The sequence below is a fragment of the Burkholderia sp. Tr-20390 genome (assembly GCF_017104595.1).
In the GTDB taxonomy this organism is placed as follows: Bacteria; Pseudomonadota; Gammaproteobacteria; order Burkholderiales; family Burkholderiaceae; genus Burkholderia.
The window spans coordinates 14,625-30,543 of record NZ_JAAGPC010000003.1 but is presented as its reverse complement, the minus strand read 5'-3'; the positions used below and the strand labels follow the sequence as shown (position 1 = coordinate 30,543).

The following is a 15,919-nucleotide window of genomic DNA, read 5'->3' as shown; positions in this document are numbered from 1 at the left end:
CGGCGCCGGCGCGCCTGCCGGCTTTATTCCGCCGGCAACGCGTCCGCCAGCGCCCGCATTGCCTCCACCGTCTCCGGGTTCGCCGGAAAGAACGCCTCGATCGCGAGTTCCGACAGCGTCACGTCGACCGGCGTGCCGAACACCGTCGTCGTGCTGAAGAACGTCAGCTCGCCGGCCGCCGTGCGCAGCCGCAGCGGCACGGCGATCTCCGCGAAATCGGTGCGCGCCTGTGTGTCGTCGGGCTGGCCGGCCGGCGCCGGATACGCGGCGAGTTCGTCGCGCAGCGTGTGCAGCGTGCGGTCGCCGCTCGCATCGATCTGCCGCTGCAGCCGATGCAGGATGTGCGCGCGCCATTCGTGCCAGTTGACGATCTGCGACGCGAGCCCGTCCGGATGCAGGCTCAGCCGCAGCACGTTGACGGGCGGCTGCAGCAACGCCGGGTCGGCTTGCGCGACCAGCGCGCCGAGCATCCGGTTCGCGGCGAGCAGCGTCCAGTGGCGGTCCACAGCGAGCGCCGGATAAGGCTCGTGGCCGCGCAGCACGGCTTCGACCGCATGGCGCGCGGCATCCAGTTGCGGATCCGAAAACGGCCGTTCGCGGAACAGCGGCGCGAAGCCGGCCGCGACGAGCAGCGCATTGCGCTCGCGCAGCGGCACGTCGAGGCGCTCGGCGAGATGCAGCACCATCTCGCGGCTCGGCTGCGCGCGGCCCGATTCGACGAAGCTCAGGTGGCGCGCGGAGACGTCCGCGTCGAGCGCGAGCGCCATCTGGCTCAGGCGCCGGCGCTGCCGCCACGTGCGCAGCAGCGGGCCGATGCCTGGCGCGCGGCCGGCGGACGGGGAGGGCGAATGGAGGGCGGCGGTCGGGTTCATGTGGCAGATGATAGGCAATCCCGCGCACCTTGGGCATTACCTCGGACGTAAGCATCGCGCCGTTCCCCGGGCGTGTCACCGCGCTGCGTTACCATAGCCCCCGTGCCAACTGAGAGACGACGCCGGACCCGCGATTGAAAACGCCTGGGCCGGTGCCGTGCATATTTACGACAAGGCATTCCAGGGGAATCCAACAATGAAAAAACTTGCCGTCCGGCTCGCCTGCGTGGCGACGCTCGCATTCGCCGCGACCACCGGCCACGCGCAGACCGAAGCTGCGCAGGTGGAAATGAGGGCCGCCGCCGCGGCCGCCAACGACGCGGTCGTGAAGGGCCCGACCGACATCGACGTAAAACACGAAGCCGTGCTGAAGCTGAAAGCCGGCGAATCGTTCGTGCCGGCCGCCGAAGCCGGCCGCTACCTGCGCTCGATGGGCAACTCGATCGACGAATCCAAGCTGGTCGGCCTCGTGCTGCCCGACGATCCCGATGCCGACTGGATCTCGGTCGTGTCGTTCGAGCCGAGCGGCTATATCCGCGACGACGACGCGAAGGACTGGAAGCCCGACGAGTTGCTGAAGAGCCTGCAGTCCGGCACCGAGGAAGACAACCCGGGGCGCAAGGAGCGCGGCCTGCCGGAGACCGAGGTGGTCGGCTGGGCGAAGGCGCCCGCGTACGACGCGGCCACACACCGGCTCGTGTGGTCGGCGATCATCCGCGACAAGGGCGCGGCCCCGAACGCCGAGAACGACGGCGTGAACTACCGGACGCTCGTGCTCGGCCGTGACGGCTACCTGTCGCTGACGATGGCGTCGACGCTTGCCGACCTGCCGAAGTACAAGGCGTCGGCCGACGAGCTGCTGTCGAACATCCGCTTCAACGACGGCAAGCGCTATGCGGATTTCAACAAGTCGACCGACCACGTCGCCGAGTACGGCCTCGCGGCGTTGATCGTCGGCGTCGGCGCGAAGAAGCTCGGCCTGCTCGCGCTGATCGGTGCGTTCGCGGTGAAGTTCTTCAAGATCGGTGCGGTCGCGCTGCTGGCCGGTGGTGCGGCACTGAAGCGCTTCTTCGGGCGCAAGCCGAAGGCGGCCGCGGTGCCGGCCGTCGCCGAGACATCCAGCGTATCCGATACGTCCGGCACGGAGCGCAAGGAATGACGAAGCTGTTGCTGCTGATCTTCGGCGGCCTCAAGCTCGGCAAGGTGCTCATGTCGGCGGGCACCATGCTGGCGTCGATCGCGGTCTACGCGCTGTTCTACGGCTGGCGGTTCGCCGCCGGTTTCGTGGCGCTGCTGCTGGTGCACGAGGCTGGCCACTACATCGCCGCGCAGCGGCGCGGGCTCGACGTCGGGCTGCCGACCTTCATCCCGTTCGTCGGCGCGTGGATCCAGCTGAAGGAGATGCCGCACGACGCGGAAACCGAAGCGTACGTCGGGCTCGCCGGGCCGTTCGTCGGCACGCTCGGCGCGCTGGCCTGCTACGCGGCCGCGCGCCACACCGACAGCAACCTGCTGCTCGCGCTGTCGTACACGGGCTTCTTCCTGAACCTGTTCAACATGATTCCGCTGTCGCCGTTCGACGGCGGGCGGATCACCGCGGTGCTGTCGCCGCGCATCTGGTTCGCGGGCGTGCCGGTGCTGATCGCGCTGTTCGTGTATCGCCCGAGCCCGTTGCTGATCGTGATGGCGATCCTCGCGCTGCCGCAGCTGAAGCGTGCGTGGCGCTACGATCCCGACGCGCCGGAGAACCGCGTGTACTACGCGACGTCGATCGAGACGAAGACGACGTACGCGCTCTGCTACGTGGGCCTGCTCGCGTTCCTCGCGCTGATGACGTCCGGCGTGCACGACATGCTGCGCGTCGCGCATTCGTCGATCTGACAGCGGATACCTGAGGTCGAATGCGACGACGGCGGCCGTTTTCATGCGGCCGCCGTCGCTTTGTCTTGAAGCCGAACGTCAGGCGTCGCGATGACGCAGTTCGACGCGTTTGATGTCCTTCACGATCACGAGATAGCTGAACACGGTGACGAGCGCGTTCAGCCCGACGAACACGAGCGCGCCGTTGAACGAGCCGCTCGCGCCGACGAGGTAGCCGATCGCGATCGGCGCGATGATGCCGGCCGTGTTGCCGAACATGTTGAACAGGCTGCCCGACAGGCCGATCGCTTCCTTCGGCGCGGTATCCGCGACGACGGCCCAGCCCAGCGAGCCGATCCCCTTGCCGAAGAACGACACGGCCATCAGCACGATCACCAGTACTTCGCTGTCGACGTAGTTGCAGCCGATGATGACCATCGACAGCGCCATCCCGCCGACGATCGGGATCTTGCGCGCGAGCGTGAGCGACACGCCGCGGCGGATCAGTCCGTCCGACAGCATCCCGCCGAGCACGCCGCCGAGGAACCCGCAGATCGCGGGCAGCGACGTCATGAAGCCGGCCTTCAGCAGCGACATCCCGCGCGCCTGCACGAGATAGATCGGGAACCACGTGAGGAAGAAGTACGTGAGCACGTTCACGCAGTACTGGCCGAGGTACACGCCGATCAGCATCCGGTTCGACAGCAGCTGGCGCACGTAGTACCAGCCGGCCACGCGGCTGCTTTCGGAGCGCGCGCCGTTGCTGCTGCGTGCAGCGGTGCGCACGAGGCCGCCGCCTTGCTCGATATGCTCGAGTTCCGCGCGGTTCACGGCCGGATGGTCGGCCGGATCCTTCATGACCCGCAGCCACAGGAACGCGAGCGCGATGCCCGCGAGGCCGAGCCACAGATACACCTGGTGCCAGCCGTACGCATGCGTGAGCCACGCCATCAGCGGCGAGAACACCACGGCCGCGAAGTACTGCGCGGCGTTGAAGATCGCCGACGCGGTGCCGCGTTCGGCGGTCGGGAACCAGCTCGCGACCACTTTCGCGTTCGCCGGAAAGGCGGGGGCTTCGGCGATGCCGACCGCGAAGCGCATCGCGAACAGCGCGGCGACCGCGAACGCGGCGCTGCCGCCGAGGCCGATCGTGCTCTGCAGCAGCGTGAACGCCGACCACAGGAAGATGCTGGCCGCATACACGCGCCGCGCGCCGAAGCGGTCGAGCAGCCAGCCGCTCGGCAGTTGCGCGAGCACGTACGCCCAGCTGAACGCCGAGAAGATGTAGCCCATCGTCACCGGATCGATGCCGAACGCCTTGCGGATCGGCGTGCCGGTGATCGACAGCGTCGCGCGGTCCGCATAGTTGAGTGTCGTGACGACGAACAGCATCGCCAGGATCCAGTAGCGCACGGCGGTCCGGCGCGCGGTGCGCGCGAGGTTGAGCGGAAGCTCGCGAGAAGGGGTTTGATTAGGCACTTTAATGTATGTCGTCGTATGACTTGTCGACAGTTTATTGGCAATAATCAGATGCAGAAACATCGGGTTTTCCCTCTGGATGGTGGCGCGAAAGGGTGGAAATCCCAGATATTGGCGTGTGAAATAAGGGTTTTGCTCGTGTCGGCGCCAACCCGACAATTGACGCGAATATTGAGGTTAGGTGGGCGGACATCATATCTGTTGAGCTACAATGAGCGATCTATTCCCGAACCACGGAGCACACCCCATGCAACTGACTGGAGAGATGCTGATCGGCGCCGAAGCGGTCGCCGGCTCGGCCGGTACCTTGCGCGCGTTCGACCCGTCGAAGGGCGAGCCGATCGACGCGCCGGCGTTCGGCGTTGCGGCGCAGGCCGACGTCGACCGCGCATGCGAACTCGCGCGCGATGCGTTCGACGCGTACCGCGCGCAGCCGCTCGCGGCCCGTGCGGCGTTTCTCGACGCGATCGCGGATGAAATCGTCGCGCTCGGCGACGCGCTGATCGAGCGCGCGCACGCCGAAACGGGCCTGCCCGTCGCGCGGCTGCAGGGTGAGCGTGGCCGCACCGTCGGCCAGCTGCGGCTATTCGCGCGCGTCGTGCGCGACGGGCGCTTCCTCGCCGCGTCGATCGATCCCGCGCAGCCGGCGCGCACGCCGCTGCCGCGTTCGGACCTGCGGCTGCAGAAAGTCGGGCTTGGGCCCGTCGTCGTGTTCGGGGCGAGCAATTTCCCGCTCGCGTTCTCGGTGGCCGGCGGCGATACGGCGTCGGCGCTCGCGGCCGGCTGCCCGGTGATCGTGAAGGCGCACGAGGCGCACCTCGGCACGTCCGAGCTGGTGGGCCGCGCGATCCGCGCCGCCGTCGCGAAAACCGGCATGCCGGCGGGCGTGTTCTCGCTGCTGGTCGGCCCCGGCCGCGTGATCGGCGCGGCGCTCGTCAGCCATCCGGCGGTCCAGGCGGTCGGCTTCACGGGGTCGCGGCAGGGCGGCATGGCGCTCGTGCAGCTCGCGAACGCGCGCCCGCAGCCGATTCCCGTCTACGCGGAAATGAGCAGCATCAACCCCGTCGTGCTGTTCCCGGCGGCACTTGCCGCGCGCGGCGACGCGATCGCGACGGGCTTCGTCGATTCGCTGACGCTGGGCGTCGGCCAGTTCTGTACCAACCCGGGCCTCGTGCTCGCGATCGACGGCCCCGATCTCGACCGCTTCGAAACCGTCGCCGCGCAGGCGCTCGCGAAGAAGCCGGCCGGCGTGATGCTCACGCGCGGCATCGCCGATGCGTATCGCAACGGCCGCGGCAAGCTGGCCGAACTGCCGGGCGTGCGCGAGATCGGCGCGGGCGAGGCGGCGCAGACCGACTGCCAGGCCGGCGGCGCGCTGTACGAAGTCGGCGCGCAGGCGTTCCTGGCCGAGCCGGCGTTCAGCCACGAGGTGTTCGGGCCGGCGTCGCTGATCGTGCGTTGTCGCGATCTCGACGAAGTCGCGCGCGTGCTCGAAGCGCTCGAAGGCCAGCTGACGGCCACGCTGCAGATGGATGCCGACGACAAGCCGCTCGCGCGCCGGCTGCTGCCGATCCTTGAACGCAAGGCGGGCCGCCTGCTGGTCAACGGCTACCCGACCGGCGTCGAGGTGTGCGACGCGATGGTGCACGGCGGGCCGTTCCCGGCCACGTCGAACCCGGCCGTCACGTCGGTCGGCGCGACGGCGATCGAGCGTTTCCTGCGGCCGGTGTGCTACCAGGATTTCCCGGACGATCTGCTGCCGGAAGGGTTGCAGGAAAGCAATCCGCTCGCGATTCCGCGGCTGCGGGACGGGAAGGCGGAGTAATCGGCACGTACGACTGATGGCGTCATGACGGCGGTCAATGCGCCGATTTCATGCCTGAAATCGGAAAGGCGGAGGTAGCCGGTCGGCTGCTTCCGCCTTTTTTTCGTGCTTCGGAAACTGTCGGAGAACGGATGCATGCCACCCCGGCAGACTTTCGCCGCTCCCGCTTTTCTCCTACAGTACCGAAGCCCCGGGTCGACCGACCCGCGGGCGAAGCCTGAGAGATCCAGAAGAAGTCTAAAAGGGTACCGAATCCATGAATATCAACAAACGTGGCGACCACCTGTTCGCGGCCGGATTGTGGAAAGCGATCGGCGACGTCGCGAAATCCGTGCGCACCCAGATCGGCCAGTACAGCGAAGGACGCGTGCTCGCGAATGCACTGCTGGAATTCCAGCGCGACCTGGGCGGCAGCGAATTCGACATCACGATCAACCAGGGGCGGCTCGTCACGGGTTCCGACGCGCATTCGCTCGTGTTCGGTCAAGCCGTTCGCCGTTTCCGGCAGGACATGGAAGCGCTGGTGTTCGCGCTCCAGTACCGGCGCGGCATCGATGAACGCGATCCGGGCCTGCGCTCCGAAGCGTTGATGCAGGCGAACAGCCAGCTCGCGACCGCGAAGCAGTCGGCGACGATCACGGTCGGCCGGTTCTTCGACGCGGTCGTTGACCGCGACGTACTCGGGCAGATCCTTGGCAGCGAATCGAATTCGCGCGCGCGATCGGGTGCGCAGGACCAGATCGAGGCGACACGCGTCAAGCTGGGGAACGTGCGTTACCGGATCGTCGGGGTCATCGCGCAGATGTGACGGTGGCGACACGCATGGCGGCGGATGCGTGCGTCATCGCGGAAAGCGCGCAAAAGGTCGCGGCCGGCGAATGCCGGCCGCGATGTAGCACTGCCGGCGCGGTGCCAATGAAGGCATGCGCCGCCGACGAACACCGCTTATTGCGGCCCCATCTTCTTGATCAGCACGTCGAGCTCCGCCGCTTCTTCATCGGTGAGATCGACGAGCGGCGCGCGCACCGGGCCTGCGTCATGGCCGACGAGCTTCGCGCCCGCCTTCACGATGCTGACCGCATAGCCCGCGCGGCGATTGCGGATCTTCAGGTACGGCAGGAAGAATTCGTCGATCAGGCGGCCGACCGTGGCGTGGTCGTCCTTCGCGATCGCTTCGTAGAATGCCATCGCCGTCTTCGGGATGAAGTTGAACACGGCCGACGAATACACCGGCACGCCGAGCGCCTTGTATGCGGCCGCATAGACTTCGGCCGTCGGCAGGCCGCCGAGGTACGCGAAACGGTCGCCGAGGCGGCGGCGGATCGTCACCATGCTTTCGATTTCGCCGACACCGTCCTTGAAGCCGATCAGGTTCGGGCAACGATCGGCGAGGCGCTCGAGCATGTCGGCGTTCAGCTTCGAATTCGCGCGGTTGTACACCACGACACCGATCTTCAGCGCACGGCACACTTGCTCGACGTGGTCGGCGATCCCTTCCTGGCTGGCTTCGGTCAGGTAATGCGGCATCAGCAGCACGCCGCTCGCGCCGAGGCGCTCGGCCTCCTGCGCATATTCGATCGCGACGCGCGTCGCGCCGCCCGCGCCGGCGAGGATCGGCACCTTGCCCTTGCAGGTTTCCGTCGCGACACGGATCACGTCCGAATACTCGCGCTGCGTGAGCGAGAAGAATTCACCGGTGCCGCCGGCCGCGAACAGCGCGCTCGCACCGTACGGCGCGAGCCATTCCAGGCGCTCGGCATAGGTGGACGGGCGGAAGCTGCCGTCGGCGTCGAAATCCGTCAGCGGAAACGACAGCAGGCCGTGGGAAATGATCTGTTTGAGTTCTTGCGGTGAGGTCATGGTTGGGTCGTCCGTCTAGCGCGAGTGCTGGGTTCGTTGGGAACGGCATACGAGCCACATTGGCGATGTCGTTGTATGTCATCGTACAACGAGGGGAGGGGCGACGCAAGCGGTTTGCTGCTCGATAAATAGTAGGGTCTTTCCGGATAAGGGTTTACGCAGCATCGCCGAGCAAGGTCGAATGTCGTATGATGACTAACGATATGGCCGATAGCCTCCAGGAATTCCGATGACTGCTTCCCCGCTCTATATCCGTGTGCATCCGGACGACAACGTCGCGATCGTCGTCAACGACGGCGGCCTGCCCGAGGGCGCGACGTTCGCCGACGGGCTGACGCTGCGCGAAGGCGTGCCGCAGGGGCACAAGGTTGCGCTGGTCGATCTCGCGGCCGGCGACCCGATCGTCCGCTACAACGTGGTGATCGGCTATGCGCTGGTCGAGCTGCGCCGCGGCAGCTGGGTCAACGAGCGCACGATGCGCATGCCCGAGCCGCCGGGGCTCGACGACCTGCCGCTCGCGACGCGCGCCGCGCCGCCGCTGCCGCCGCTCGAAGGCTATACGTTCGAGGGCTTCCGCAATGCCGACGGCTCGGTCGGCACGCGCAACATCCTCGCGATCACGACGACCGTGCAGTGCGTGTCGGGCGTCGTCGAGCACGCGGTGAAGCGGATCAAGGCCGAGCTGCTGCCGCGCTACCCGAACGTCGACGACGTGGTCGGGCTCGAGCACACGTACGGGTGCGGCGTGGCGATCGACGCGCCCGACGCCGACATCCCGATCCGCACGCTGCGCAACATCAGCCTGAATCCGAACTTCGGCGGCGAGGTGATGACCGTGAGCCTCGGCTGCGAGAAGCTGCAGCCCGAGCGCCTGCTGCCGCCCGGCACGATTCCGGTCGCGGCCGACGGTGCGACCGACAACGGCGGCGTGGTGTGCCTGCAGGACGCCGCGCACGTCGGCTTCAACTCGATGATCGACTCGATCATGACGATGGCCGAATCTCATCTCGAGCGGCTCAACCGCCGCCGCCGCGAAACGTGCCCGGCATCGGATCTCGTCGTCGGCGTGCAGTGCGGCGGCAGCGATGCGTTCTCGGGGCTCACCGCGAACCCGGCCGTCGGCTTCGCGGCCGACCTGCTGGTGCGCGCGGGCGCGACGATCATGTTCTCCGAGGTGACGGAAGTGCGCGATGGCGTCGCGCAGCTCACGTCGCGCGCGGCGAACGAGGACGTGGCGCGCGAGATCATCCGCGAGATGGACTGGTACGACCGCTACCTGCAGCGCGGCCGCGTCGACCGCAGCGCGAACACGACGCCCGGCAACAAGAAGGGGGGCCTGTCGAACATCGTCGAGAAGGCGATGGGCTCGATCGTGAAGTCGGGCAGCGCGCCGATCGCCGGCGTCGTGCGTCCCGGCGATCGCGCGAAGCAGAAGGGGCTGCTGTACGCGGCGACACCCGCGAGCGATTTCATCTGCGGCACGCTGCAGCTCGCGGCCGGGATGAACCTGCACATCTTCACGACCGGCCGCGGCACGCCGTACGGTCTCGCGCAGGTGCCGGTGATCAAGGTCGCGACGCGCAGCGACCTCGCGCGCCGCTGGCACGACCTGATGGATCTCGACGCGGGGCAGATCGCGACCGGCGCGGCCACGATCGAGGACACCGGCTGGGCACTGTTCCGGCTGATGCTCGATGTCGCGAGCGGCAAGCGCCGCACGTGGGCCGAGCAGTGGAAGCTCGCGAATGCGCTGACGCTGTTCAACCCGGCGCCGGTGACCTGACACGCGCGGCTGTTGCCGCCGGACGAAGCGGGCGCCCGAGGGCGCCCGTTTTCATTTCGGCGGAGCACGTGTCGGCTGGATGTCCACGATGAGGAGAACTGATGCATGGCGGGCGACGTCCGGCGTGCGGAGCAGCCATGGGCTCGAAGCGACCGGCGCGATTTCCTTACCCCGCACGTAATCGACCGCCCGCGCGCGGCCGGCGACGATGTCTGCACGCGAACACGCAACACGCCACGTTCGCGACATCGTCCTCTCATCGATCCAAGGAGCCTCGCCATGAACACCGCCCAATCCGCTTCGTCCGCATCGTCGGTTCACGCCGACCTGATCGACCGCTACTTCGACGCCTGGAACGAACCCGACGTCGCGCGCCGCCGTGCGCTGATCGACGCGACCTACGCGAGCGACGCGGCCTATCGCGATCCGCTGATGGCCGGCGACGGCCACGCGGGCATCGACGCGATGATCGCGGCCGTGCAGGCGCGCTTTCCCGCGTTCCGCTTCCGCCGTACGACCGACGTCGACGGCTTCGGCCAGCACCTGAGGTTCTCGTGGGCGCTCGTGTCGCCCGACGGCGCGGCGATCGTGAAGGGCTCGGACTTCGGCACCGTCGACGCGTCGGGCCGCCTCGCGTCAGTGACGGGTTTCATCGACGAAATGCCGGCCGCGGCGTCGTGACGCGAGCGACGCATGCGCAGCGGCCACCGGGATCGGGTAACGTTATGCGATTCGTTCCTGATCCCGGAGACTAGCCGACATGCTGAAGAATCTCGACCCGCTGCTGCACGCCGACATCCTGCACACGCTGCGCGCGATGGGCCACGGTGACGAAATCGCGATCTGCGATGCGAATTTCCCGGCGGAATCCGTCGCGGAGCACACGGTGGTCGGCCGCGCGTTGCGGATCGACGGTGCCGATTCGGCGCGCGTCGTGCGCGCGGTGCTGTCCGTGCTGCCGCTCGACACGTTCGTCGACACCCCCGCGTGGCGGATGGAAGTCGTCGGCGATGCGGCGGCGGTGCCGCCCGTGCAGCGCGAAGTGCAGGCCGAGATCGACCATGCGGAAGGGCGCGCGGTGCCGCTCGCGGGCATCGACCGGTTCGCGTTCTACGAGCGCGCGCAGCAGACGTACGCGGTGATCGTCACCGGCGAGCTGCGCGGCTATGGCTGCTTCATCTTCAAGAAGGGCGTGTTGTTGAGCGACGCGGGCTAAACGCCTTGTCATCCCGCCGCCTTCGGGCCGCGCGGCCGCCGCCGTGTAAAGATTTGCTACAACCTTTTTCTTGGACACGGCCGAAACTCTGTCTATGCTGGCCCATTTGCCGCGGGCCCCGCAGGGTCGCGCGGCGCCGAACCGCCCGGGCGCGCCCCGCGCGGGCGGCCGAATTGCATACGAGGAGAGAGGCATGACGCGTTCCGTCGATTCCGGCGTCATTTTTTTCGCGCGCCTGGCGCTGGCGGCGTTGTTCCTGTGGGGCGGCGTGATGAAGCTGCTCGGCTACGGCGATTTCATCGGCTATCTGCATGGTCTGAACGTGCCGTATCCGCAGGTGATCGGGCCGATCGTCGTCGCGATCGAGGGGCTCGGCGGGCTGCTGCTGATCGTCGGCTACAAGGTGAAACCGCTCGCGCTGCTGATGGCGTTCTACACGGTCGCGACCGCGATGGTCGGGCACAATTTCTGGGACGCGACGGACGCCGCGGTCCAGCACGACATGGTGATCCATTTCTGGAAGAACATCGCGATTGCCGGCGGTTTCCTGCTGCTGTTCGTCACCGGCGCCGGCGGCGCGAGCATCGACGGCCTGCGCCGGCCGAGTACGACGTACGGCAGCCTGCGCTGATCGCACATCCTCGCGCCGTCGCCGTTGCGCTGAAGCAAAACAAAAGGGCCGAATCCCGCGGGATTCGGCCCTTTGTTCATGGAGCGCGTGCATTCGGTCATTCAATGCGGCGCTGGACGCTACCGCACGCGCACCGTCGCCGCTCAGTGCGGCGAATCCTCCTTCGCATCCTTCGAGAACTGCACGGCGATCGCGCCGACCACGCAGATCGCCGCGACATACACCACCGGTGCGAGCGGATTCGACTTCATCATCAGCGACACGATCACCGGCGTGAGGCCGCCGAAGATCGCATACGCGACGTTGTACGAGAACGAGATGCCCGAGAAGCGCACGACGGCCGGGAAGCTCTTGACCATCACGAACGGCACCGCGCCGATCGTGCCGACCATGAAGCCCGCGATCCCGTAGTAGAGCGGCAGCGTCGACGCATCCGCCGCGACCTGCACGAACAGCAGGTAGTAGCACGCGGCCAGCCCGATGCCGCCGATGCCGAGCACGCGCTTCGCGCCGATCCGGCCCGCGAGCGAACCCGCGGTGATGCAGCCGGCCGTCAGGCACAACGTCGCGACGCTGTTCGCGAACAGCGTCGTCGCGGGTGTCAGGTGGAACTGCTTCTGCAGCAGCGCGGGCGTCATCAGGATCACGACGACGATCGCGGCCGACAGCATCCACGTGAGCAGCATCGACACGATCACCGCGCGGCCGTGGTCGCGCAGCACGGCCTTCAGCGGAATTTCGGCCGCGAGCGCCTTCTTCGCCTTCATCTCGGCGAACACAGGCGTCTCGTGCAGCCAGCGGCGCAGGTACACCGAGAACAGGCCGAACACGCCGCCGAGCAGGAACGGGATGCGCCACGCGAACGCGCCGACTTCGGCGCTCGAGTAGCGGCTGTTGATGCCGGCGGCCACCAGCGAGCCGAGCAGGATGCCGGCCGTCAGGCCCGCGGTCAGCGTGCCGCACGCATAGCCGATGTGGCGCGACGGCACGTGCTCGGACACGAACACCCATGCGCCCGGCACTTCGCCGCCGACGGCCGCGCCCTGCAGCACGCGGAACAGCAGCAGCAACACCGGCGCGAGGATGCCAATCGTGTCGTAGGTCGGCAGCAGGCCCATCAGCAGCGTCGGCACGGACATCATCAGCACGCTCAGCGTGAACATCCGCTTGCGGCCGAACAGGTCGCCGAAGTGCGCCATGATCACGCCGCCGAGCGGACGCGCGAGATAGCCGGCCGCGAAGATGCCGAACGTCTGCAACTGGCGCAGCCAGTCGGGAATGTCGTGCGGGAAGAACAGTTGCCCAATCGCCGGCGCGAAGAACACGAAGATGATGAAGTCGTAGAACTCGAGGGCGCCGCCGAGTGCGGCAAGGCCAAGGGTCTTGTAGTCGCTGCGCGTGAGCGCGCGTTCGGCGGCGCGAGGCACGCCGCTCAATTCGGAAGCTTGCATGGTCAGGACGATCGGTTTTCGAATGTAGTTGTCGGTGCTGCGTCTCCAGGGCCCGCTTTTCGGCATGGACTGACAAGGCGCGGCTTGCGTCGTCGAAGCGTGCCGCGTGCCGGGTGAGGCACGAAACACGCGCCGCCGCACCGGGATGGGGCGCGGCGGAGACGAAGCGTCAAAGCGGGTGGGGGGATTCTACAGGAGCGCGAAATGCACGCGCGTGGGTGCGCGCCGAGGAACGGTTCGGATCGCGAAGCCGAAGCCGAGGCAAAAGCGCACGCGGCGCGGGCGGCCGGTGAGCCGCTGACGCGCCGCGCGGGGCAGGGTTTTGCGTATCAGTTGCCGGCGATCGTATCGACCGGCTTGAACGCGCCGTGCTCGACCTTGTAGATCGTCACCGGCGCATCCCTCAGGTCGCCCTTCGTGTCGTACGCGATGCTGGGGGCCGACACGCCCTTGACCGACACCTTGCCGAGATACGGCGTATACACCTTCGGGTCGGTCGAGTTCGCGTCCTTCATCGCGGTGAGCAGCGCGATCGTGCCGTCGTACGAGTACGGCGAGTAGGTGATCACGTCTTCGTTGAAGCGCGCCTTGTAGCGTGCCGCGTAGCCGGCGAAGCCCGGCATCTTCTCCTTCGGCAGCCCGCCCATGTAGACGATCGCGCCTTCGGCCGCGTCGCCGCCGACCTTCAGGAACGTCGGCGAACGCGACATCTCGCCCGTCACGAACGCCGACTTCATCCCGAGCTGGCGCATCTTGCGGATCATCGGCGACGATTGCGCGTCGCCGCCGCCGTAGAAGATCGCGTCCGGGTTCATCCCCTTGAGGTTGGTCAGGATCGCGGAGAAATCGAGCGCCTTGTCGTTCGTGAAGTCGCGCTTGATGATCGTGCCGCCCGCCGCTTCGACGGCCTTCGCGAATTCGTCGGCGATGCCCTGGCCGTAGGCCGTGCGGTCGTCGATGATCGCGATGCGCTTGAAGCGCAGCGTCTTCACCGCGTACGTGCCGACGATGCGGCCCGCCTGCGCGTCGCTCGTCAGCAGCCGGTAGGTCGTCTTGTAGCCGCGCGCCGTGTATTGCGGCGACGTGGCCATCGAGATCTGCGGCAGCCCCGCGCGATCGTACAGGTCGGACGCGGGAATGCTCGTGCCCGAGTTGAAGTGTCCGATGATCCCGCGGACGTTGTCGTCGATCAACCGCTGCGCGACGGTCGTGCCCGTGCGCGGGTCGGCCTGGTCGTCCTGCGAATCGAGCTGGAACGTGACGGGCTTGCCGCCGATCGTCGGACGCGTCGCATTGAAATCGGCGATCGCGAGTTGCACGCCCTTCTGCATGTCCGTGCCGTAGTTCGACTGCGGGCCGGTCAGCGGTGCGGCGAAACCGATCTTGACGACGTCGGCGGCGATGGCGTGCGCGCCCGACAGTGCGCAGGCAGCGGCCAGCGCGACGTGCGATACCTTCAGCTTCACTTTCACTTCCCCTTGATGGCGTGGTTGGGTCGCCGCCGGCTGGCGGGCCGGCGCCGGTAAACCGGGCGAGACGGTTCGGTCGGCAGGCCGATGCGAGGGCCATGCGTGCGTGCCGCGTGCTGCCCGGGCTGTGCCGGAATCGGCGCACCTGATGGCCGATGCCGCAGGCCATGCATGCCGATTGCTGCCGCGGCGTGAGGTCGTCTCGTGACCGTGAAGCGAAGTCTAGATAGCGAAAATGCGTGCGTCTTGCGCGTTCGATGCGCGGCCGGCGACGATATCGGCATATCGTCGATAACCCTGATATATGCCGAAATCGTCACGCCGAATGCGCAAACGCGCCAAGACGCTGCACGTCCGCATTTCTATGCTGGCGAGTTCGGGCGTACGGTGCCGGTGTGCGAATGCGCAGTCCGCGCGTGGCGTGTCGGCACCGGCGCACGCGTGGTGGCTGCGTCGACACAAGCGGATTCGCGGCCGGCCGCCGCACGCTCGACGCAGTGGTTGCGCGTGCAACCTGTGTCGCATGACGATGCCGGCCGATCGGCGGCGCGTTGCGACGGCCGCCGCCAACTTGCCCGCCTTTGCGATCGGCGCGACGCGATCGAAGGGGCGCTTCTATAATCGACGCCATCTGCCACTCGCATTGCGGTTGCCGGGATGACGCCCTTGCTTGCCGTACCGCCCATGAGCCTGTCCGAACCGTTGCGCTACCAGCCCGACAACGCCGATTTCGGCGCGATGCTTGCGCACTTCCGCCTGCTCGAGCCGGTGTTCGATGCACTGCCGGACGTCGCGTTCTTCGTGAAGGATGCGGGCGGCCGCTACGCGATCGTCAATCGCACGCTGGCGATGCGCTGCGGCTACAAGGACAAGCGCGACCTGCTCGGCAAGACGGCCGACGAAGTGTTTCCGCGCCGCTTCGGCCGCAGCTATTTCGAGCAGGACATGGCGACGATCAACGCCGGCCAGCAACTGGTGGACCAGCTCGAGCTGCACCTGTATCCGGGCCGTCAGCCGGGCTGGTGCCTGACCTGCAAGGAGCCGCTGCGCGACGCCGCGGGCAGGGTGGTCGGCCTCGCGGGCATCTCGCGCGACCTGAAGGCGCACGAGGGATCGCACCCGGCGTACAGCCGGCTCGCCGACGTCGTGCAGCACATCCAGGATCACTACGTGCAGCCGCTGAACCTGAAGCAGCTCGCGCAGATGGCGGGGATGTCGGTCGCGCAGCTCGAACGCTACTTCCACAAGGTGTTCCACCTGACGCCGCGCCAGGTGCTGCTGAAGACGCGGCTCGATGCGGCCACCGCGCTGCTCGTCACGCACGACAAGGTGACCGACGTCGCGGCGCTATGCGGCTATACGGATCACAGCGCGTTCACGCGCCAGTTCAAGGCGACGGTCGGCGTCACGCCGACGGAATACCGGTTGATGCTGCAGGAGCGGGCAGGGTGACGCGACACGCCGACAGGGCCG

14 protein-coding genes are annotated in these 15,919 nt (G+C 67.5%); 9 read left to right on the top strand and 5 right to left on the bottom strand.

What is annotated here, in order from left to right; all coding sequences use genetic code 11:
• Positions 1-23: 23 nt before the first annotated feature.
• Positions 24-872 (bottom strand): helix-turn-helix transcriptional regulator, encoded by an 849-nt coding sequence (locus G3N98_RS02015; protein ID WP_206147050.1) that lies wholly within the window; start codon positions 870-872, stop codon positions 24-26.
• A 196-nt stretch (positions 873-1,068) separates the two neighbouring features.
• Here G3N98_RS02015 and G3N98_RS02010 point away from each other — a divergent pair, with 196 nt between their 5' ends.
• Complete coding sequence (locus tag G3N98_RS02010) at positions 1,069-2,031, top strand: DUF2167 domain-containing protein (RefSeq protein ID WP_206147049.1); 963 nt, start codon at positions 1,069-1,071, stop codon at positions 2,029-2,031.
• Positions 2,028-2,753 carry a site-2 protease family protein gene (locus tag G3N98_RS02005; RefSeq protein WP_089462013.1) on the top strand — a complete coding sequence of 242 codons (726 nt, stop codon included), beginning with the start codon at positions 2,028-2,030 and terminating at the stop codon, positions 2,751-2,753. Before G3N98_RS02010 ends, G3N98_RS02005 begins: the two co-directional genes overlap by 4 nt.
• 78 nt (positions 2,754-2,831) lie before the next feature.
• Here the strand turns inward: G3N98_RS02005 and G3N98_RS02000 are convergent, their stop codons facing one another.
• Complete coding sequence (locus tag G3N98_RS02000) at positions 2,832-4,211, bottom strand: MFS transporter (protein ID WP_089475724.1); 1,380 nt, start codon at positions 4,209-4,211, stop codon at positions 2,832-2,834.
• A 247-nt stretch (positions 4,212-4,458) separates the two neighbouring features.
• On the opposite strand from G3N98_RS02000, the gene G3N98_RS01995 reads away from it, so the two are divergent.
• On the top strand, positions 4,459-6,036 hold the full coding sequence (locus G3N98_RS01995; RefSeq protein WP_206147048.1) for an aldehyde dehydrogenase (NADP(+)): 1,578 nt from the start codon (positions 4,459-4,461) through the stop codon (positions 6,034-6,036).
• Positions 6,037-6,292: 256 nt separating this feature from the next.
• On the top strand, positions 6,293-6,844 hold the full coding sequence (locus G3N98_RS01990) for a hypothetical protein (protein ID WP_206147047.1): 552 nt from the start codon (positions 6,293-6,295) through the stop codon (positions 6,842-6,844).
• A 137-nt stretch (positions 6,845-6,981) separates the two neighbouring features.
• Here G3N98_RS01990 and kdgD read toward each other — a convergent pair whose 3' ends face one another.
• The gene (kdgD, locus tag G3N98_RS01985; protein WP_011546881.1) at positions 6,982-7,896 is read right to left on the bottom strand and encodes a 5-dehydro-4-deoxyglucarate dehydratase; all 915 of its coding nucleotides are present in this window, start codon (positions 7,894-7,896) and stop codon (positions 6,982-6,984) included.
• 229 nt (positions 7,897-8,125) lie between these two features.
• Between kdgD and garD the strand changes: the two genes are divergently transcribed.
• The 4 genes from garD to G3N98_RS01965 all read left to right on the top strand — a co-directional run bounded on the left by garD (position 8,126) and on the right by G3N98_RS01965 (position 11,526).
• Positions 8,126-9,679 carry a galactarate dehydratase gene (gene garD / locus G3N98_RS01980; protein ID WP_206147046.1) on the top strand — a complete coding sequence of 518 codons (1,554 nt, stop codon included), beginning with the start codon at positions 8,126-8,128 and terminating at the stop codon, positions 9,677-9,679.
• A 279-nt stretch (positions 9,680-9,958) separates the two neighbouring features.
• A complete protein-coding gene (locus G3N98_RS01975) occupies positions 9,959-10,360 on the top strand; it encodes a nuclear transport factor 2 family protein (RefSeq protein WP_206147045.1) in 402 nt (133 codons plus the stop codon).
• A 79-nt stretch (positions 10,361-10,439) separates the two neighbouring features.
• A complete protein-coding gene (locus tag G3N98_RS01970; protein WP_206147044.1) occupies positions 10,440-10,895 on the top strand; it encodes an RbsD/FucU domain-containing protein in 456 nt (151 codons plus the stop codon).
• A 193-nt stretch (positions 10,896-11,088) separates the two neighbouring features.
• Positions 11,089-11,526: a DoxX family protein gene (locus tag G3N98_RS01965; protein WP_069260786.1), complete on the top strand. Its 438-nt coding sequence runs from the start codon at positions 11,089-11,091 to the stop codon at positions 11,524-11,526.
• A 143-nt stretch (positions 11,527-11,669) separates the two neighbouring features.
• On the opposite strand, the gene G3N98_RS01960 is transcribed toward G3N98_RS01965, so the two are convergent.
• Entirely contained in the window at positions 11,670-12,977 is a 1,308-nt protein-coding gene (locus G3N98_RS01960) for an MFS transporter (RefSeq protein WP_206147043.1), read from the bottom strand.
• A 329-nt stretch (positions 12,978-13,306) separates the two neighbouring features.
• A complete protein-coding gene (locus tag G3N98_RS01955; protein WP_089433550.1) occupies positions 13,307-14,443 on the bottom strand; it encodes a branched-chain amino acid ABC transporter substrate-binding protein in 1,137 nt (378 codons plus the stop codon).
• A 660-nt stretch (positions 14,444-15,103) separates the two neighbouring features.
• Here G3N98_RS01955 and G3N98_RS01950 point away from each other — a divergent pair.
• Positions 15,104-15,898 carry an AraC family transcriptional regulator gene (locus tag G3N98_RS01950; protein ID WP_089429017.1) on the top strand — a complete coding sequence of 265 codons (795 nt, stop codon included), beginning with the start codon at positions 15,104-15,106 and terminating at the stop codon, positions 15,896-15,898.
• The last annotated feature ends 21 nt before the right edge of the window (positions 15,899-15,919 follow it).